At 56.0% G+C, this 19,867-nt stretch carries 17 protein-coding genes; 3 read left to right on the top strand and 14 right to left on the bottom strand.

Going from position 1 to position 19,867, the window contains the following annotated elements; genetic code table 11:
- Window positions 1-4: 4 nt before the first annotated feature.
- The gene (carA, locus tag PGH32_RS18470) at window positions 5-1,153 is read right to left on the bottom strand and encodes a glutamine-hydrolyzing carbamoyl-phosphate synthase small subunit (protein ID WP_443112804.1); all 1,149 of its coding nucleotides are present in this window, start codon (window positions 1,151-1,153) and stop codon (window positions 5-7) included.
- Window positions 1,154-1,619: 466 nt separating this feature from the next.
- On the bottom strand, window positions 1,620-2,441 hold the full coding sequence (gene dapB / locus PGH32_RS18465; protein WP_337894788.1) for a 4-hydroxy-tetrahydrodipicolinate reductase: 822 nt from the start codon (window positions 2,439-2,441) through the stop codon (window positions 1,620-1,622).
- A 194-nt stretch (window positions 2,442-2,635) separates the two neighbouring features.
- On the opposite strand from dapB, the gene PGH32_RS18460 reads away from it, so the two are divergent.
- Window positions 2,636-2,794 carry a hypothetical protein gene (locus PGH32_RS18460; RefSeq protein WP_337894787.1) on the top strand — a complete coding sequence of 53 codons (159 nt, stop codon included), beginning with the start codon at window positions 2,636-2,638 and terminating at the stop codon, window positions 2,792-2,794.
- Between the two features lie 901 nt (window positions 2,795-3,695).
- Here PGH32_RS18460 and ispH read toward each other — a convergent pair.
- From ispH to ribF, 5 genes are read right to left on the bottom strand one after another with little or no spacing between them, the layout of a single operon-like run.
- Complete coding sequence (gene ispH, locus PGH32_RS18455; protein WP_314421491.1) at window positions 3,696-4,649, bottom strand: 4-hydroxy-3-methylbut-2-enyl diphosphate reductase; 954 nt, start codon at window positions 4,647-4,649, stop codon at window positions 3,696-3,698.
- Window positions 4,630-5,100, bottom strand: a complete 471-nt coding sequence (fkpB, locus tag PGH32_RS18450; RefSeq protein WP_314421495.1) for an FKBP-type peptidyl-prolyl cis-trans isomerase — start codon at window positions 5,098-5,100, stop codon at window positions 4,630-4,632. Before fkpB ends, ispH begins: the two co-directional genes overlap by 20 nt.
- A gap of 9 nt (window positions 5,101-5,109) precedes the next feature.
- Window positions 5,110-5,613, bottom strand: a complete 504-nt coding sequence (gene lspA, locus PGH32_RS18445; protein WP_337894786.1) for a signal peptidase II — start codon at window positions 5,611-5,613, stop codon at window positions 5,110-5,112.
- Window positions 5,610-8,429, bottom strand: a complete 2,820-nt coding sequence (ileS, locus tag PGH32_RS18440) for an isoleucine--tRNA ligase (protein WP_314421508.1) — start codon at window positions 8,427-8,429, stop codon at window positions 5,610-5,612. The genes lspA and ileS overlap by 4 nt, the downstream gene beginning before the upstream one ends.
- Window positions 8,430-8,464: 35 nt before the next feature.
- Window positions 8,465-9,403 carry a bifunctional riboflavin kinase/FAD synthetase gene (gene ribF, locus PGH32_RS18435; protein ID WP_314421510.1) on the bottom strand — a complete coding sequence of 313 codons (939 nt, stop codon included), beginning with the start codon at window positions 9,401-9,403 and terminating at the stop codon, window positions 8,465-8,467.
- A gap of 317 nt (window positions 9,404-9,720) precedes the next feature.
- Between ribF and rpsT the strand changes: the two genes are divergently transcribed.
- Entirely contained in the window at window positions 9,721-9,984 is a 264-nt protein-coding gene (gene rpsT / locus PGH32_RS18430; protein WP_123336463.1) for a 30S ribosomal protein S20, read from the top strand.
- Between the two features lie 57 nt (window positions 9,985-10,041).
- On the opposite strand, the gene nhaR is transcribed toward rpsT, so the two are convergent.
- From nhaR to tal, 7 genes are all read right to left on the bottom strand, one after another.
- Window positions 10,042-10,932 carry a transcriptional activator NhaR gene (nhaR, locus tag PGH32_RS18425; RefSeq protein WP_337894785.1) on the bottom strand — a complete coding sequence of 297 codons (891 nt, stop codon included), beginning with the start codon at window positions 10,930-10,932 and terminating at the stop codon, window positions 10,042-10,044.
- Window positions 10,933-10,949: 17 nt separating this feature from the next.
- Complete coding sequence (nhaA, locus tag PGH32_RS18420) at window positions 10,950-12,110, bottom strand: Na+/H+ antiporter NhaA (RefSeq protein WP_314421517.1); 1,161 nt, start codon at window positions 12,108-12,110, stop codon at window positions 10,950-10,952.
- Window positions 12,111-12,283: 173 nt separating this feature from the next.
- Window positions 12,284-13,423, bottom strand: coding sequence for a molecular chaperone DnaJ (dnaJ, locus tag PGH32_RS18415; protein WP_314421519.1), 1,140 nt, complete (start codon window positions 13,421-13,423; stop codon window positions 12,284-12,286).
- Window positions 13,424-13,532: 109 nt separating this feature from the next.
- Window positions 13,533-15,440, bottom strand: coding sequence for a molecular chaperone DnaK (gene dnaK / locus PGH32_RS18410; RefSeq protein WP_314421524.1), 1,908 nt, complete (start codon window positions 15,438-15,440; stop codon window positions 13,533-13,535).
- Between the two features lie 236 nt (window positions 15,441-15,676).
- On the bottom strand, window positions 15,677-16,981 hold the full coding sequence (locus PGH32_RS18405) for an MFS transporter (RefSeq protein ID WP_314421527.1): 1,305 nt from the start codon (window positions 16,979-16,981) through the stop codon (window positions 15,677-15,679).
- 127 nt (window positions 16,982-17,108) lie between these two features.
- Complete coding sequence (mog, locus tag PGH32_RS18400; RefSeq protein WP_337894784.1) at window positions 17,109-17,696, bottom strand: molybdopterin adenylyltransferase; 588 nt, start codon at window positions 17,694-17,696, stop codon at window positions 17,109-17,111.
- A 159-nt stretch (window positions 17,697-17,855) separates the two neighbouring features.
- Window positions 17,856-18,809, bottom strand: a complete 954-nt coding sequence (gene tal / locus PGH32_RS18395; protein ID WP_314421530.1) for a transaldolase — start codon at window positions 18,807-18,809, stop codon at window positions 17,856-17,858.
- Window positions 18,810-19,075: 266 nt separating this feature from the next.
- Here tal and yaaA point away from each other — a divergent pair, with 266 nt between their 5' ends.
- Complete coding sequence (gene yaaA, locus PGH32_RS18390; protein WP_314421532.1) at window positions 19,076-19,852, top strand: peroxide stress protein YaaA; 777 nt, start codon at window positions 19,076-19,078, stop codon at window positions 19,850-19,852.
- Window positions 19,853-19,867: the final 15 nt, after the last annotated feature.

Here is a 19,867-nt window from a genome sequence, read left to right as displayed (position 1 = left end):
GACCTTATTTCGCGCTGGAACGGTAAGCTTCAATCAGTTCGATAAAGTGATCGAACAGGGGGGCAGCATCGTGCGGGCCCGGGCTGGCTTCAGGGTGTCCCTGGAAGCTGAAGGCTGCTTTATCCGTGCGGTGAATACCCTGGACCGTGTGGTCAAACAGTGAGGTATGAGTCACGCGCAGATTTGCCGGCAGGTTGCTGTCATCAACGGCGAAGCCGTGGTTCTGAGCGGTAATCATCACGGTGTTTTTATCGTGATCTTTCACCGGGTGGTTGCCGCCGTGGTGGCCGAGTTTCATCTTGACGGTTTTTGCACCGCTGGCCAGGGCCAGCAGCTGGTGGCCGAGGCAGATGCCAAATACCGGGATATCGGTTTCCAGGAAGCGCTTAATCGCGGTGATGGCGTAGTCGCACGGCTCCGGGTCACCGGGACCGTTGGAGAGGAAAATGCCGTCCGGGTTCAGCTTCAGTACGTCTTCAGCCGGAGTCTGCGCAGGCACCACGGTCAGGCGGCAGCCGCGATCCACCAGCATGCGCAGGATATTGCGCTTCACGCCGTAATCGTAGGCCACCACGTGGAACGGCAGCTCGCCTTCCGCTTTGACCGCAGGCAGGTCGCCTTCCAGCGTCCAGCTGCCCTGCTGCCAGCTGTAGGCTTCCGGGGTGGTGACTTCTTTCGCCAGGTCCATGCCTTTCAGGCCAGGGAACGCTTTCGCTTTTTCCAGCGCCACGGTGGCGTCCGGTGCATCTCCGGCAATAATGCAGCCGTTCTGCGCCCCTTTTTCGCGCAGCAGACGAGTCAGCTTACGCGTATCGATATCGGCAATAGCGACAATGTTGTTGCGGACCAGATAGTCGGTCAGCCCTTCTTCATTGCGGTAGTTGCTGGCAATCAGCGGCAGGTCACGGATCACCAGACCCTGTGCATGTACCTGAGTCGATTCTGCGTCAGCGGCGTTGGTGCCGACATTGCCGATATGGGGATAAGTAAGAGTAACGATTTGGCGGGAATAGGAAGGATCAGTGAGGATTTCTTGATAACCGGTCATTGAAGTGTTGAAAACAACTTCTCCCACTGCCGATCCGGTTGCCCCGATGGCCCGACCGTGGAATTGGGTTCCGTCTTCCAGAACCAAGAGCGCTGACTTAATCAAAACATCCTCCAGGGAATAAACAATCACAATATCTGCATATTAATTCAGTAATAGAGCCGAATCAATGCAAAAACTGCCTGATTGCTCAGTTTTTGGCAAATTGCGCGCATTCTAATGATCGCCCTCGCGAATGTCTACCCTGCGAGGCACTTTTTCTTCACTTTTTAACTCACTGGTTGGTTTATAAGAAGATTAACGCTGAAAACACCACATATCCTGGCAATAAAATCGGTTGCCTGCCAGTGAATGCATAAAAACGGATGGCATAACGTGAAAAAGTGGACCAAATGGTCAAAAATCTTATAAAAAGGCGAGTCTGCGAGGAGTAAAGGCAACCTTATAAGTCTTAAGGATGAAAAATGATAATAAGATTTCATTTTTAAAAAATAAAAAGGGCAATAAAATTATTGCCCAGCCAATCATAACCTTATGATTGAAATAACCACATCACGATGGTTTACAACGCTTACAAATCATCAAGATTAAGTACGCTTCTCATATCAAAAAGACCTGATTTATGCGCACCCAACCATAATCCTGCTTTAACCGCACCATTAGCAAAGGTCATGCGGCTGGAAGCCTTGTGGGTAATCTCTACCCGCTCACCGATATCTGCAAACATCGCCGTATGCTCACCGACGATATCGCCCGCGCGAACGGTGGCAAAACCGATGGTCTGCGCCTTACGTTCCCCGGTGATCCCTTCACGGGTGTAAACCGCGTGCTCATTCAGATCCCAGTCCATGGCATCGGCAATGGCTTCACCCATCGCCAGCGCCGTGCCGGAAGGGGCATCCACTTTATGGCGGTGGTGGGCTTCGACAATCTCAATATCCGCGTACTCACCCATGACTTTGGCCGCTTTTTCCAGCAGCTTGAGCACCAGATTCACACCGACGCTGAAGTTGGCGGCAAACACGATGCCAATATCTTCCGCTGCGGCCTTAATTGCGGCTTTTCCGGCGTCATCAAAACCGGTGGTGCCAATCACCATCGCTTTTTTATGCTGACGGCAAAATTCCAGATAGTTCAGCGTCGCTTCCGGACGGGTGAAATCGATCAGTACGTCGAAGTCATTCACCACCGCGTCCAGGCTGTCGCCGATCTTCACGCCCTGTACGCCACAGCCGGCCAGTTCCCCGGCATCGCTGCCCACCAGAGAAGATCCGGCACGCACCACGGCGGCCCCCAGGCGAGCGCCATCGGCCTGAACAGCAGCCTGAATCAGCTGGCGCCCCATACGCCCTGCGGCTCCCACCACGGCGATACGGATTTCTGCGTTACTCATAATTATTCATTCCTGACAGATTTCTATGCATGCAAAGCGCATACAGATTAACCACGCGTTAACCTCTGCGCCACAATTAAAACCACATAATTAGAATTTTACGCCAGCTGGCGCAGATTATCAGTAAAACAGATTTATTACGGGTCGGGCAGAGGTTGTCGCTGATGGCTTTGGCTTGGGAGGAAGGCTGGACCATGGCGTGGCTGTTATTTATGTCGCTGATGGCTTTGGCTTGGGGGGACAGCCTCTGCGGCTTCCGGGCGGTTCTCGCGCCGCGTTGCGGTGCCTTCGGCTACGGCATCCGGCCTGTCGGATCGGAGAAGATGGCGCATCCCTGCACCAGCTTCTCCTGACGCCAACATCCCTGTTGCCGTCTCCTGGCCTGCTGCCTCCACCTCAGCGCTGCGGAATGCCCTGCAGCCGCAGAGGCAGTCCCCCTTTCATCAATATCGTCGCGGTTAAAAGACAGCGTCAGATACAGCGAGTAGATATGCGGCTATTGCTTCATAGATTTACTGGCTTCTGGCTATCCCTGTTGCCGTCTCCTGGACTGCTGCCTCCACCTCAGCGCTGCGGAATGCCCTGTACCCTTTCATCAATGGATGTAGCGAGTCTAAAGGTAACGTCAGATATATGATCGTATTCAACAGGCAACGCGGAAAGTGAGGCGAGGACGGGCGGGCTTTGGCAGGGCAATCCGCAGCGCGGAGCGGAGAGAGGAAGACTGGACTCGCCAACAGGACGTTGGCGAGAGGTGAAGCTGGCGCAGGGACGCGCCATCTTCACCGGTCCAAAAGGCTGACGAACGCAGTGAGGGAACCGGGCGAAGCCCGGCGCGAGGACCGCCAGGCCAAAGCCAACCCGTCCTCGCAGCCACCAGTCCGACAGCCATCGAAATCACAGCGAACTAATCGACCTGCCGAACCTCAACGCGCAATTCTGCAGCGTTGAAGACTTCATCCAACGAAACGAATACAAATAAGGTCGTATTCAACAGGCAACACGGAATGTGAGGCGAGGACGGGTGGGCTTTGGCAGGGCAATCCGCAGCACGGAACGGAGAGAGGAAGGCTGGACTCGCCAACAGGACGTTGGCGAGAGGTGAAGCTGGCGCAGGGGCGCGCCATCTTCACCGGTCCAAAAGGCTGACGAACGCAGTGAGGGAACCGGGCAAAGCCCGGCGCGAGGACCGCCAGGCCAAAGCCCACCCGTCCTCGCTGCCACCTATCTGATAGCCACCGAAATCACAGCAAACTAATCGACCTGCCGAACCTCAACGCGCAGCTCTTTCGGCACTTCAAACACGATGTTCTCTTCACGACCGATCAGCTCAATGGCATCCACACCGCCAAGCTGATTCAGCCGCTGGATAACTTCCTGCACCAGCACGTCAGGTGCAGAAGCCCCCGCGGTCACGCCAACGCAGCGCGCACCCTGAAGCCACTCTTCCTGAATATCATCGGCAGAATCGATCAGCCGCGCCAGCTTACCGGCACGCTGCGCCAGTTCGGCCAGACGGTTGGAGTTGGACGAGTTTTTCGAGCCGACCACCAGCACCACGTCCGCATCCTTCGACAGCGTTCGCACCGCTTCCTGGCGGTTGGTGGTGGCATAGCAGATATCATCTTTACGCGGCCCGATGATTTTCGGGAAACGGGCACGCAGGGCGTCGATCACTTCATACGTATCATCAACAGACAGCGTGGTCTGCGTCATAAAGCTCAGGTTATTTTCATCTTTCACCTGCAGCTTCCACACGTCGGCCGGCTCCTCAACCAGGTACATGCCCCCTTTCGGGTTATTGTACTGGCCCATGGTGCCCTCCACCTCCGGGTGACCGGCGTGACCAATCAAAATGGCTTCGGTGCCCTTACGGCTGGCACGCGCCACTTCCATATGCACTTTGGTCACCAGCGGACAGGTGGCGTCGAACAGCATGGTTAAATCACGCGCCTTCGCTTCTGCACGCACCGCCTGCGAAACGCCGTGGGCGGAGAAAATCAGAATGCAGCCATCCGGCACCTCACTGATTTCCTCAATAAAAATCGCACCACGCTCGCGCAGGCTGTTCACCACATAGCGGTTGTGCACCACTTCATGACGCACGTAAATCGGTGCGCCGTACATCTCCAGCGCACGCTCGACAATGCTGATAGCGCGATCTACGCCCGCACAAAAACCGCGAGGGTTAGCCAACAGGATCTGCATTCGCCGCCTCCAGTACCGGATCGATCTCCAGCACTTCTACGTCAAAATGAATAGTCTGCCCGGCCAGTGGATGATTGAAATCAACGGTGATCGAGTCACCGGAAACTTCACGGATCACGCCGGGCATTTCGTTACCGTCCATGCCGGAGAACAGCATGATAGCGCCGACCTCCGGTTCCCCTGCCTGCACAAAATCGCGGCGCGAGAAGTACTGGATCAGATCCGGGCTGATGCCGCCGAAAGCGTCTTCAGACTCCAGCGCAAAGGCGTGCTTGTCACCCACCTTCAGTCCGATCAGCTGGTTTTCCAGCCCCTCGGACAGGCTGCCGTCACCCAGACAAAACAGCGCCGGCTTACCGTTGTTACGCGTTGATTCTGCGGTAGAACCGTCCGCCAGTTTTAAGGTGAAATGCACCAGCAGTGAGCTGTCGCGCTTTACAGTATCGATCATGCCCTACCCTTAATTCTTAGCCTGTTTACCGGCCGGGCTGATAAACCCTTCCAGTACGACCAGCGCGGCACCAATACAGATAGCGCAGTCGGCAATATTGAACGTGGCGAAGTGCCAGTCACCCACATAGAAGTCGATGAAGTCCACCACAAAACCATGATATGCCCGATCGAACAGGTTGCCTAATGCGCCTCCTACGATCAGCGCATAGGCGATGTTATTCAGTTTATTGCTCGCCGCGGTGCGGTACATCATCACCAGCAGCACGACGACGATGGCGATAGCAATACCGGCAAAGAACCAGCGCTGCCAGCCACCTTTATCGGCGAGGAAGCTGAACGCCGCGCCGTAGTTGTGAGCATAAAAGAAGTTAAAAAACGGCATCACCGGCATCGATTCGTGCAGCATCAGCGTGTTCATAATCCACTGCTTGCTGGCAAAATCGATGCCAATCACCACCAGCACCAGCCACAGCCAGCGCAATCCGGTAGAAAGAACGGGCCGGCTCATCATGCAAACTTACGCAGTTCGCCGCTGCCCGCGACGTTGGTGGCACAGCGACCACAAACGTCCGCATGCGCAGCGTTCTGGCCGATATCGGTGGTATAGTGCCAGCAACGCGGGCACTTCTCACCTTCTGCTTTATGCAGGGCAATCTTCAGGCCTTTGATAACTTCGCTCTGCTGGGCATCGTTCGTCGCCTGGGCGTAATCCGCCACGTCAGCGCCGGAGGTCAGCAGCACAAAGCGCAGCTCTTCGCCCAGACTGTTCAGCTTCGCGGCCAGCTCAGCATCGGCATACAGCGTGACGCTGGCTTCCAGTGAACCACCAATGCGCTTGTCGGCACGCGCCTGCTCAAGCACCTTGTTCACTTCGCTACGCACTTTCAGCAGGTCCGCCCAGTAGGCGTCGTTCATTGACTCATCCGCCGCCAGGCTGAACAGGCCATCGAACCACTCTTCGGTAAACACGTACTGGCTGCGTTTGCCCGGCAGGTAGGCCCAGATCTCATCGGCGGTAAACGACATGATCGGTGCCATCCAGCGCACCAGTGCCTCAGCGATGTACCACAGCGCGGTCTGGCAGCTGCGGCGCGCCAGGCCATCGGCCTTCGCGGTGTACTGACGGTCTTTAATGATGTCGAGGTAGAAGGACCCCATTTCCACCGAGCAGAACTGCATCAGGCGCTGAACCACTTCGTGGAAATCATAGGCTTCGTAAGAGGCAACGATATCGTTCTGCGCTGCCAGCGCACGGCCTACGGCCCAGCGATCCACGACCACCATCTCTTCCGGCTTCACCAGGTCGGTTTCCGGGTTAAAGCCCGCCAGGTTAGCCAGCAGGAAGCGCGCGGTGTTACGAATACGGCGATAGCTGTCGGCGGAACGCTTCAGGATTTCGTCGGAAACGGCGATCTCACCGGAGTAGTCGGTGGAAGCCACCCACAGACGCAGGATATCCGCGCCCAGTTTGTTCATGACGTCCTGCGGCGATACCGTGTTGCCCAGCGATTTGGACATCTTGCGGCCCTGACCGTCAACGGTGAAACCGTGGGTCAGTACCTGACGGTAAGGCGCTTTGCCCTTCATCGCGGTAGAAATCATCAGCGAGGACATAAACCAGCCGCGGTGCTGGTCAGAACCTTCCAGATACATATCCGGTGCATGGCCGCCAAACTCAGGGCGCGCATCCACCACGGAATAGCTGGTTGAACCGGAGTCAAACCACACGTCCAGCGTATCCGGCACTTTCACATAGTTGTCGGCGTCATCGCCCATCAGGTCACGCGGGTCAAGATCCCACCACGCCTGGATACCTTCTTCCTCTACGCGCAGCGCCACTTTTTCCATCAGCGCCAGGCTGTCTGGATGCAGCTGTTCGGTGTCTTTATGCACGAACAGCGCCATCGGCACGCCCCAGGTACGCTGACGTGAGATACACCAGTCAGGGCGGTTCGCGACCATTGCTTCAATACGCGCCTGGCCCCAGTCCGGGATCCACTGCACGCCTTTGATCTCTTTCAGCGACTGCGCGCGCAGGCCTTTCTGATCCATGCTGATAAACCACTGCGGGGTCGCACGGAAGATGATCGGCGTTTTGTGACGCCAGCAGTGCGGGTAGCTGTGGTGCAGTTTTTCAACGTGCAGCAGAGCACCTTTCTCTTTCAGCAGCTCAACGATCATATCGTTGGCTTTAAAGACGTTAACACCGTCCAGCGTCGGATAGGTACCCGGCAGATAGGTGCCGTCCGGGCCTACCGGGTTAGCGGTTTCCAGACCGTATTTCTGACCGATAACATAGTCATCCGGGCCGTGGCCCGGCGCGGTATGGACAGCACCGGTACCGGCTTCCAGCGTAACGTGTTCACCCAGCACGACTTTCGACTGGATCTGCTCAAGGAACGGATGCTGGAACAGCTGAAGTTCCAGCGCCTCACCCTTGCACTCGCCCAGCACGGTCCACTCTGCAACGCCCGCGCGTTTCATCACGCTTTCCACCAGCTCTTTCGCCAGGATCAGGCTGCGGCCTTCGATCTGCACCATCTGGTACTCGAATTCCGGATGCAGGGAGATACCGCGGTTAGCCGGCATGGTCCACGGGGTGGTGGTCCAGATAACCAGCGAAACCGGGCCTTCTGAAGCGGCAACGCCGAACTTCGCGCGCACGGCGTCGGCATCCAGGGCGTTAAACATCACGTCGATGGATGGCGAGGTTTTGTCGTAGTACTCAACTTCGGCTTCCGCCAGCGCAGAGCGGCAGTCAAGGCACCAGTGCACCGGCTTCGCGCCTTTGTGCAGGTGGCCGTTGCCGATGATTTTACCCAGCGCGCGGATGATGTTGGCTTCGGTTTTGAAGTTCATCGTCAGGTACGGGCGATCCCAGTCGCCCAGCACGCCAAGGCGGATGAAGTCGGCTTTCTGCCCTTCCACCTGCTCGGCCGCGTATTTGCGGCAGGCAGCACGGAACTCGGCCGGGGTGACTTTCTCGCCCGGCTTGCCGATCATCTGCTCAACTTTGTGCTCGATAGGCAGACCGTGGCAGTCCCAGCCCGGTACGTACGGCGAATCGTAACCCGCCATGCCTTTCGACTTAACGATAATATCTTTCAGAATCTTGTTAACTGAGTGACCAATATGAATGCTGCCGTTCGCATAAGGAGGGCCATCATGAAGGATAAAGGTTTTTTTCCCTTTTTTGGCTTCGCGGATGATGCCGTACAGGTTGTCATCATACCAACGTTGCAGCATTCCCGGTTCGCGTTTGGCCAGATCGCCACGCATCGGGAACCCCGTTTCCGGCAAATTCAGGGTTGATTTATAGTCACTCATCAGATTCTCGATTCCGTATTTCGCTTCAGTTCTGTTTAAACCGGTGTCTTCAGCCCGAAAAAGTCGCGGGCAGTCACCACATCTTTAGCAATTTGCTCTTTCAGTGCATCGAGCGAGGCAAAGCGCTGCTCGTTGCGAATTTTTTTACGCAGCACCACGTCAATATGGCGCCCGTAAAGGTCGATAGCGACATCCAGCAGGTGCACTTCCAGCTGCTGACGCAGCCCGGCAACCGTCGGACGGGTGCCAATATTGGCCACGCCCGGCAGTGGATGTTCCCCAAGGCCCAGCACCTCAACGGCGTACACCCCTTTTACCGGGGAAACGGTGCGCTTAAGCGGCAGGTTAGCGGTGGGGAAGCCAATAGTCCGGCCCAGCGCATCACCGTGGACCACGCGACCGGAAATGCTGAAGGGATGCCCCAGCAAAACGGCTGCCTGCGCCAGGTCATCGTCTGCCAGCGCCTGGCGTACCGCCGTACTGCTGATGCGTTTGCCATTATCGCAAAATGTCTGGGTGCTGATGACATCGAAACCGTATTCGACGCCAGCCTTCTGTAATAACAGGAAATCGCCCTGGCGACCAGCGCCAAAGCGGAAATCATCGCCGACAACGAGGAACTGTACGCCGAGCTTGCCGACCAGCAGATCGGCGATAAAACTTTGCGCCGTATGGGCAGCAAAACGCCGATCGAAGCGCACGCACAGCACGTTATCAATACCGGCCTGCGCAAGGTAACGCACTTTTTCACGCAGGCGGGTCAGCCGTGCCGGGGCACCGTCAGCCGCAAAAAGCTCCAGCGGCTGGGGTTCAAACAGCATCACCATCACCGGCAGATTGCGCTGTCGCCCTTCTTCGCACAGGCGCGCCAGCAGCGCCTGGTGACCGCGGTGTACGCCATCGAAATTACCGATAGCCAGTACGCAGCCGCGATGCTGCTCTCTCAGGTTATGTATACCGCGGATAAACTTCATGGCTGGCTCAAATTTGTGGAAATCGGCGGATTATACCTTGTACAGCGATGAAGGTTAACCCGCGATTGCGGGCTTTCGCGCTTTCTTACTGCCATTTCATTCTGTATGGTACTCGCTGGCCATGGGATTATATTTTTTCTTGTGAATAAGCTGTATTCGCCGGGCTTATGCTGGTAGAATCTTGCGCCATCGAAACGTAACCAAGTGCCAATGTTTCATCGGCGCTTATTTGCACAAATCCATTGACAACCGAAGGCGAAAAGGGCATATTCCTCGGCCTTTGAATTGTCCTCATAGAACTATTTGGGAGTTGGACCTTGGCTAATATCAAATCAGCTAAGAAACGCGCCGTAACGTCTGAGAAGCGTCGTAAGCACAACGCTAGCCGTCGTTCAATGATGCGTACCTTTGTTAAGAAAGTATACGCAGCTATCGCTACTGGCGATAAAGCAGCTGCACAGGCTGCATTCAATGAAATGCAACCTATCGTGGACCGCCAGGCAGCTAAAGGCCTGATCCACAAAAACAAGGCTGCTCGTCATAAAGCAAACCTGGCTGCACAGATCGGCAACCTGGCGTAATGCCTGCTTGTTGATCCGCGTTAAAAAGACCGCCTTACGGCGGTTTTTTTATGCCTGTTAAACGGCAAACAGCGCGCTGAAATCCTTATTGCAGATACGCTGCACCGCCGGATGCTGGATCATACGCTCGGCAAAAATCACGTGATACTCCTCCACCACCGCTTCCGGTCTTCCCAGTTCGACAATCCCTTCATCGTAATAGCTCTCCTTACCGTACAGCGTTGGCGCCACAAAAATAGCCCGATTCGCGGCTCCAAATGCCTTCATCAGCGCCGCATCATCGAACTCACCGAGAATGGTCACGTCCAGATTTTGCGACTGGAACCAGTTCAGCAGCCGGCGCCCCAGCATCGAACGCCTGCCGGGAACCAGCAAATTATTTGCGGTCAGGCAGGCCGGAAACGCGCTCTCGGGTAGCGCATCGTGGCACCAGAAGCTGACGCCGCATTCGCCCAGCTTGACGGAAAACAGCCCCGCCTGCTGCGAAGAATCCACCGGGCAGTCCGAGAGGATCATATCCAGCTTGTGCTCGCTGAGCTGCTCCAGCAGCAGCTCATGAGTCGATTCAAAGCAGCGCAGGTGGATAGGCTCTGCTTCCTGTACGGCGGTGGCCAGAATCTGGCTGACCAGCTTTTTGGACAGCGCATCGGCCACGCCAACGTCAAACAGCAGGCTCGCTTCCTTGCGGTAGTTAACGATATCCAGCATCTCCTGGCTGAGGGTAAACATGCGGTCGGCATAGCGAAAAACCAGCTGTCCCAGCTCCGAGGGCACCAGCCCCCGCCCCTGCCGCTTGAACAGTCGCCCCTGCAGGCGCTCTTCCAGCGCCTTCAGCTGGCCGGTAATGGTCTGCGGCGTGAGGTTGAGTACCTCGGCAGCTTTAACCACCGAGCCGGTTTTACAGACCTGCCAGAAGTAATAGAGGTGGTTAAAGTTCATCTGCGACATCTCATCCCCCGCACAGGCTACCGGAGCTTCGCCCGCAGCAGCAGATAGCCCACCACGGCGGAAACCACCGAACCGGTTAAAATGCCCAGCTTAGCCAGCGTCACCATCTCTTCATGCTGCGCATCAAAGGCCAGCGAGGCGATGAAGATAGACATGGTAAAGCCAATCCCGCACAGCACGCCAACGGCGGCGATATCGACCATTTTGGTCCGCTCGGGCAGAGCGGCAATTTTCAGCTTCACCGCCAGCCAGCAGATCAGCGTAATGCCCAGCGGCTTGCCAATGAACAGGCCGAGGATAATGCCAAGCGGCACGGCGGAGTACAGGCCGTCAAGCGAGACGCCGCTCAGCGACACGCCGGCATTGGCAAAGGCAAACAGCGGCAGGATGATCCAGCTTACCCACGGCTGTAATCCGTGCGCCAAATCAATCGACGGTGAAACCTCTCCCTTTCCCTTCAGCGGGATAAAGAAGCCGACGATGACCCCGGCCAGCGTGGCGTGAACGCCGGACTTGAGTACCGCCACCCACAGCACCACCCCAACCAGCAGGTACAGCGAGGTTTTACGCACCCCGCACAGATTCAGCAGCGCCAGCGCCAGAACGGAGGCCGCCGCCACGCTCAGCGAAACCAGCGAAAGGTCGCTGGTGTAGAAGAAGGCGATAATGACAATCGCACCGAGGTCGTCAATCACCGCCAGCGCCATCAGGAACATTTTTAACTGCACCGGAACCCGGCTGCCCAGCAGCGCGAGGATCCCCAGCGCAAAAGCGATGTCCGTGGCGGTGGGGATCGCCCAGCCGTGGATCGCCAGGGGATCGTTATGGTTAAAGGCGGTAAAGATCAGTGCCGGAGCCAGCATCCCGCCCAGCGCGGCGATCAGCGGGAACATCGCCCGCTCGCGACTGTTCAGCGACCCCATGACCAGTTCGCGTTTGACCTCAAGACCAATCAACAGGAAGAACAGCGCCATCAGTGCGTCATTAATCCACAACAGGAGATCTTTGTTGATTTCAAGTTCACCAAAACGGAACTGCACCGGCATTGCCAGCAGCGCCTGATAGTCCTGCTGCGTCGCGCTGTTGTTCGCCAGAAACATAGCGACAGCCGCGGCCAGGATCAGTACCACACCGCCGGTGGCGTCATTGTTAAGCAGACGCTTAAGAGCTGTTTTCATCGAAGATTCCATTAATTCGAGTTTAGGCTTAAAGATAGCCACAGCATACTCGCTTTAACTCTTCGTAAAAAACAGATTATAAATGGTTAAAGGATCGGAATTTCCGAATTAAAGAAAATGGGCGGCCCTGTTGAGACCGCCCATCGAATACTGCGCGTAAAGAGTAAAACAGATTAGCGCGTCAGATCGTCAAAGAACTTTTTCACGCCGTCAAAGAAGCTCTTTGAACGCGGACTGTTCTGATCGCCGCTCGGGCCACCAAAGCTCTCTTCAAGCTCGCGCAGCAGCGCTTTCTGCTTGTCGTTGAGGCTGACCGGGGTTTCCACCACCACGCGGCACAGCAGGTCACCCTGCGCGCCGCCGCGCACGGATTTCACACCTTTACCGCGCATGCGGAACAGCTTGCCGGTCTGGGTTTCCGCAGGCACTTTCAGCTTCACGCGGCCATCCAGGGTGGGCACTTCAATCTCACCGCCCAGGGCTGCCATCGCAAAGTTAATCGGCACTTCGCAGTACAGGTTATTCTCTTCACGCTCGAAGATACGGTGTTTTTTCACCTGAACCTGAACGTACAGATCGCCAGACGGCGCACCGTGCTCGCCCGCTTCACCTTCGCCGCTCAGACGGATGCGATCGCCGGTATCCACGCCCGCCGGAATTTTCACCGACAGCGTTTTAGACTTCTCTACGCGTCCGTGGCCGTGACAGGCGTTGCACGGATCTTTGATCACGGAACCGCGACCGTGACAGGTCGGACACGCCTGCTGAACGGTAAAGAAGCCCTGGCGCATCTGCACCTGGCCGGCACCGTGACAGGTTGAACAGGTCTGCGGCTTGGTCCCCGCTTTGGCTCCGCTGCCGTGGCACACTTCACACTCTTCCAGCGTTGGAATGCGGATCTCTTTGGTCACGCCGCGTACCGCTTCTTCCAGCGTCAGTTCCATGTTGTAGCGTAAATCAGCACCGCGTGCGGCGCGCTGTTGACGGCGGCCTCCGCCGAAAATATCGCCGAATACGTCGCCAAAGATATCGCTAAAATCTGCACCGCCACCGCCGAAACCACCGCCGCCGCCGCCCATTCCGCCCTGTTCAAAGGCGGCATGGCCGTACTGATCGTAAGCCGCACGTTTCTGCTCATCGGTCAGAATTTCGTACGCTTCTTTGATCTCTTTGAATTTCTCTTCGGCTTCTTTATCGCCCTGGTTGCGGTCGGGGTGGAACTTCATCGCAAGACGTTTATAAGCCTTTTTGATTTCACGCTCTTCCGCTGATTTGGAAACGCCTAAAATCTCGTAATAGTCTTTCTTCGCCATTGTTATTGATCCTACCCTTAACATGCGTGCACGGGCGGGGAGAAATCTCCACGCCCGTGCTGGTTAATACGATGCTCCACCGGGGAGCATCATGCCCGCTCAAGGGCGATTATTTCTTGTCTTTAACTTCTTCGAATTCGGCGTCAACGACGTCGTCATCTTTCTTACCTTCGGCGGCTTCTGCTGCGCCGCCAGCGGCCTGCTGCTGCTGAGCAAATTCCATCAGCTTGCCGGACACTTCCATCAGAGCCTGGATCTTCGCTTCAATCTCAGCTTTGTCTTCGCCTTTCAGCGCAGTATCCAGCTCGGCCAGAGCCGCTTCGATTGGCGCTTTCACGTCTGCTGGCAGTTGGTCACCGGCATCGGTCAGCTGTTTGCGGGTGCTGTGCGCAACCTGGTCACCCTGGTTACGGGTCTGCACCAGCTCTTCAAACTTGCGGTCAGATTCGGCATTAGCTTCCGCATCGCGCACCATTTTTTCGATCTCTTCATCGTTCAGACCAGAAGAGGCCTTAATGGTGATCTTCTGCTCTTTACCGCTGTTTTTATCTTTAGCGGATACGTGCAGAATACCGTCGGCGTCGATGTCGAAGGTCACTTCGATCTGCGGCATACCGCGCGGTGCTGACTGGATACCGTCAAGGTTGAACTGGCCCAGTGACTTGTTATCCGCAGCGCGTTTACGCTCACCCTGCACAACGTGGATGGTTACGGCAGACTGGTTATCTTCTGCAGTAGAGAACACCTGGCTGTGCTTGGTTGGGATCGTAGTGTTCTTGGTAATCAGCGAAGTCATCACGCCGCCCATGGTTTCGATACCCAGTGACAGTGGGGTAACGTCCAGCAGCAGAACGTCTTTCACTTCACCCGCCAGAACGCCACCCTGTACGGCTGCGCCCACGGCAACGGCTTCGTCCGGGTTAACGTCTTTACGCGGCTCTTTACCAAAGAACTCAGCCACTTTGGCCTGAACCATTGGCATACGCGTCTGGCCACCGACGAGGATAACGTCGTTGATATCAGACACGGACAGGCCAGCATCCTGCAGCGCAACTTTCAGCGGCTCAATAGAGCGAGCAACCAGGTCTTCTACCAGTGATTCCAGTTTTGCACGGGTCACTTTGATGTTCAGGTGCTTAGGACCGGTCGCATCCGCCGTGATGTACGGCAGGTTCACGTCGGTCTGCTGCGCAGAAGACAGTTCGATCTTCGCTTTTTCAGCGGCTTCTTTCAGACGCTGCATCGCCAGCGGATCGTTGTGCAGATCGATACCTGAATCTTTCTTAAATTCAGCCACCAGGTAGTTGATCATACGGCTGTCGAAGTCTTCACCACCCAGGTGAGTATCACCGTTGGTTGCCAGCACTTCGAAGGTTTTTTCGCCGTCAACTTCATCGATTTCGATAATTGAGATATCGAAGGTACCACCACCCAGGTCGTATACCGCGATAGTGCGGTTGCCCTGGCCTTTATCCAGACCGTAGGCCAGTGCGGCTGCGGTCGGTTCGTTGATGATACGTTTGACTTCCAGACCGGCGATACGGCCCGCATCTTTAGTTGCCTGACGCTGTGCATCGTTGAAGTAAGCCGGTACGGTAATTACCGCTTCGGTCACTGGCTCACCCAGATAATCTTCCGCCGTTTTCTTCATTTTTTTCAGCACTTCTGCAGAAATCTGCGGAGGTGCTACGCGCTGGCCTTTCACGTCCAGCCATGCGTCACCGTTGTCAGCGCCAACGATTTTGAACGGCATGATTTTAATATCACGCTGTACTTCTTCGTCCTGGAAGCGACGGCCAATCAGGCGCTTAATCGCAAACAGGGTGTTCTGCGGGTTAGTCACGGCCTGACGTTTAGCAGGCTGACCCACCAGCGTTTCGCCGTCCTGAGTGTAGGCAATGATGGATGGCGTGGTGCGATCGCCTTCCGCATTCTCCAGTACGCGTGCCTTGCCGCCATCCATGATAGCTACACAAGAGTTAGTCGTACCCAGGTCAATACCAATAATCTTACCCATCTAAACGTCTCCCACTTAAATTCATTTCAAATCAGGTTATGAACCTTAAATGCGGGCATTTTTCACAGTTTCAACTGCTCAACCCGCTCTTTTTTTCCAGGTCCGTAGCCTCGGATGCCAATTAAGATGGGGCCGCCAGGCGCCGCATCAAGGGGCAGGAGGAAAAAAAATTCGTTTTTTTTAAAAAAAAACGGACCGGCGGCGGCCGGTCCGTATTAACCACGGTAAAAAAGCGGTTACTGCACGCTCACCTGCTGCAGCAGAACGCGCTGTGCGGACGCGCGCCGGAGCCAGAAACCGACCAGCACGCCGACGCCGGCAAGGCCAAGAACGTAGTAAGCCGGCGCCATCGGCGTCAGCTTCATCAGCAGCGTCACCATGATGGGCGTCAGGCCGCCGAAAATGGCATACGAGAGATTGTAAGAGAAGGAGATACCGGTAAAACGCACCGCGGGCGGAAACGCAGAGACCATGACGAAAGGCACCACGCCCACCACGCCAACGCACAAACCGGCCAGCGCATAGGCGCTGAACAGCCAGGCCGGATGCTCCGCCGCCACGGTGAAGAAGGTCCAGCTGGTTACGGCCAGCAGCAGGCTGCCGACAATCAGCGTGGTCGCCGCGCCAATACGATCGACCAGCGCCCCGGCAATAATACAGCCAAATATCAGCATCACCGTAGCCAGGCTGTTCGCTTTCAGGGTCAGCGCGGCGGGCAGGCCGTGGAGTTTTTGCAGCAGCACCGGCGCCATCAGCAGCACCACCACAATGCAGGCGGAGAGCAGCCAGGTCAGCAGCATCGACACCACCACGCTCTGGCGATGATGGGCAATGACCGTCTTCAGCGGCAGCTCATCCGATAAGGCCTTGCGCTGCTGCATCTGGGTGAACACCGGCGTTTCGTGCAGCCAGCGGCGCAGGTACATGGCCAGCAGGCCGAATGCCCCTCCCAGCAGGAACGGAATACGCCAGCCGGTCTCAGCAATAGTCTGAGGCGTCATGCTGGTATTAATCAGCGTGGCGACCAGTGAGCCGAGCAGAATGCCAAAGGTCAGACCGGCCGTCAGCGTACCGCAGGCAAAACCCACACGCTTTTGCGGCACGTGTTCGGCCACGAAAACCCAGGCGCCGGGCACTTCGCCACCGATGGCCGCGCCCTGCAATACCCGGAGCAGCAGCAGCAGAATGGGTGCAGCGATACCCAGCGTGGCATAGGTCGGCAGCAGCCCCATCGCCAGCGTGGGCAGGGCCATCAGCAGAATGCTCAGGCTGAACATTTTCTTGCGCCCTTTGCTGTCGCCAAAGTGCGCCATGATCAGGCCACCCAACGGGCGGGCAAGGTAACCCGCGGCAAAAATGGCGAACGTCTGCAGCTGACGCAGCCATTCAGGGATATCGGCAGGGAAAAACAGCTCGCCGATCACGGCGGCGAAAAAGACGAAGATAATAAAGTCGTAGAATTCCAGCGCGCCACCGAGCGCCGCCAGAGCCAGGGTTTTGTAATCCTGTCGGTTCAGAGGCCGTGCGTGTTCTTGTTCCATGATTCTTCTGGTAAATCCATAGTCAGAGAGAAGAAAAATAATTCACCTTGTAAAGCTATGCTTACTATAACGTCAATTATTTTCCACACCAGACGACACTGGATCTTATGCCTGAGAATCCTGTTTTTTAGCTGTTTGTTTCGCGCCGGGCGCTTTTCGGCCTAAATGCTGCTACCACCTGCGGGTGGGTTTCAATATACGGCCCGTCTAACAGCTGAATGCAGTAGGGCACGCTGGCAAAGATGCCGTGCACCACGGTATTCCCCTGCTCATCCTTCAGGCCTTCCAGCGTCTCTTTGATCGACTTAGGCTGCCCCGGAAGATTGATTATCAGCGACTGTTTGCGGATCACCCCCACCTGGCGGGAGAGGATCGCCGTCGGAACGAAGTTCAGGCTAATCTGGCGCATCTGCTCGCCAAAGCCGGGCATGTCACGATCGGCGATCGCCAGGGTGGCATCGGGCGTTACATCGCGGCGCGCAGGGCCGGTGCCGCCGGTGGTCAGCACCAGGTGGCAAAACAGCTCATCGACCAGTTCACAAATCGTCTGTTCAATCATCGACTGCTCATCGGGCACCAGGCGTTTCTCAATTTTGAACGGCGTCGACAGAGCCTCGGTAAGCCAGGCTTCCAGCGCAGGCAGCCCCTGATCCTGATAGATGCCGTTCGCGGCGCGATCGGAAACGGAAATTAATCCTATGCGTAGCGTATTCATATCGTCTTAGTTTCTGCATGAGGGGGAATAAGGGGGATTATATACTGAAAATAATTCAAGATGCAGGCAGAGGGTCAAGGAAGGTGATTCAGACAGCGGTGGGTTGATGCAGTTTCTTTCGCTGGATACCGTGGCCGGATAACCGGCCACGGTGAGCCATTACAGCAGATCGGCAATCATTTTATCCAGTTTGCCCTGGTCAACGGCAAAGTTACGGATGCCTTCAGCCAGTTTCTGAACCGCCATTGGGTCCTGGTTGTGCTGCCACAGGAACTCAGACTCGGTCATTTTCGCCGGACGTGCTTTCACTTCACCGGTGTAAGACAGTTTGCGCTCGATGCTGCCTTCAGTCTCAGCCAGCTCTTTCAGCAGGCCCGGAGAGATGGTCAGACGGTCACAGCCGGCCAGTTCAATGATTTCGCCCACGTTACGGAAGCTTGCGCCCATCACCACGGTTTCGTAACCGTGCTGTTTGTAGTATTCGTAGATTTCAGTCACGGAAACAACGCCTGGATCTTCAGCTGGCGCGTACTCTTTCTTATCGGTATTGGCTTTGTACCAGTCGAGAATGCGGCCAACGAATGGCGAGATCAGGTACACGCCCGCTTCGGCACAGGCACGCGCCTGGGCGAAGGAGAACAGCAGGGTCAGGTTACAGTTGATGCCTTCTTTTTCCAGCTGCTCGGCAGCACGGATGCCCTGCCAGGTAGACGCCAGTTTAATCAGGATGCGGTCGTTGCTGATGCCGGCATCGTTGTACAGTTTGATCAGGCTACGCGCTTTAGCGATGCTGCCTTCGGTGTCATAAGACAGACGTGCATCCACTTCGGTAGAGATACGGCCCGGAACCAGCTTCAGGATCTCCAGACCGATGTTCACGGCCAGCTTGTCCGCAGCGAAAGAAACCTGTGCTTCTTTATCGCTGCTCTGCTCGCGCGCCCAGGTCACGGCTTCATCAATGAGCTTACGGTATTCTGGGATCTGGGCTGCGCTGAGGATCAGAGAAGGGTTGGTGGTGGCATCCTGCGGTTTGTAGAGTTTCATCGCTGCGATGTCGCCGGTATCAGCAACAACGGTAGTGATCTGACGCAGGGAGGATAATTTGTCCGTCATAGTTGTCATTCTCATCAAGGTTGAAACAAGGTTGATTTGTCAGGGTGTTGAAAATGTCTGCCCCGGATGATAGCACGCGTACCCGACCTTGCAACAACCATAAAACCCCGTGCCACAGGGGGATAAATACGCTGCACAAACGTGCTTTTTCGGTTTCTTTACGATGAATCAACAGATCCGCCAATGACAGCGATTTGTCCTCTGTTAACGCTTTTTTGCTACAGTATGCTCTGGCAATTTTTCGCATGCACAAGGACACCCCGATCATGTTGATGGTTATTTCCCCCGCAAAAACGCTGGACTATGAAAGCCCGCTGGCCACCCGCCGTTTTACCCAGCCCGAACTGCTGAAGGAATCACAAAAACTGATCGCCGTGGCGCGCCAGCTCTCGCCGTCGCAGATCGGTTCGCTGATGCATATCAGCGACAAGCTGGCGGTGCTCAACGCGGAGCGATTCAATGACTGGCAGCCGAAATTCACCCCGGATAACGCCCGTCAGGCGATCCTGGCGTTTAAAGGCGATGTCTATACCGGCCTGCAGGCGGAAAGCTTCAGCGAAGATGATTTCGACTATGCCCAGCAGCATTTGCGCATGCTCTCCGGCCTTTACGGCCTGCTGCGCCCGCTGGATCTGATGATGCCGTACCGGCTGGAGATGGGTATCAAACTGGATAATCCGGCGGGGAAAGATCTCTACAGCTTCTGGGGCGACAGGCTGACTCTGGCGCTGAATGACGCGCTGGCCGCCCAGGGTGATAAGGTACTGGTGAATCTCGCTTCCGATGAATACTTCAAGTCGGTCAAACCTAAGCAGCTGAACGGTGAAATTATCAAGCCGGTGTTCCTCGATGAGAAGAACGGCAAGTTTAAGGTGATCAGCTTCTACGCCAAAAAAGCGCGGGGTCTGATGAGCCGCTACATTATCCAGAACCGCCTGACGCAGCCGGATCAGCTGAAGAAGTTTGATGTCGATGGATACGCGTATGATGCCGACGGCAGCAAGGGAAATGAGCTGGTGTTTAAGCGGCGGGAAGTTGCCTGAACAAACTAAATGGAG

The organism is Erwinia sp. SLM-02 (assembly GCF_037450285.1).
In the GTDB taxonomy this organism is placed as follows: Bacteria; Pseudomonadota; Gammaproteobacteria; order Enterobacterales; family Enterobacteriaceae; genus Erwinia.
Note: the sequence above shows the minus strand (reverse complement) of the source record. Positions and strands in the feature narration are given on the sequence as shown.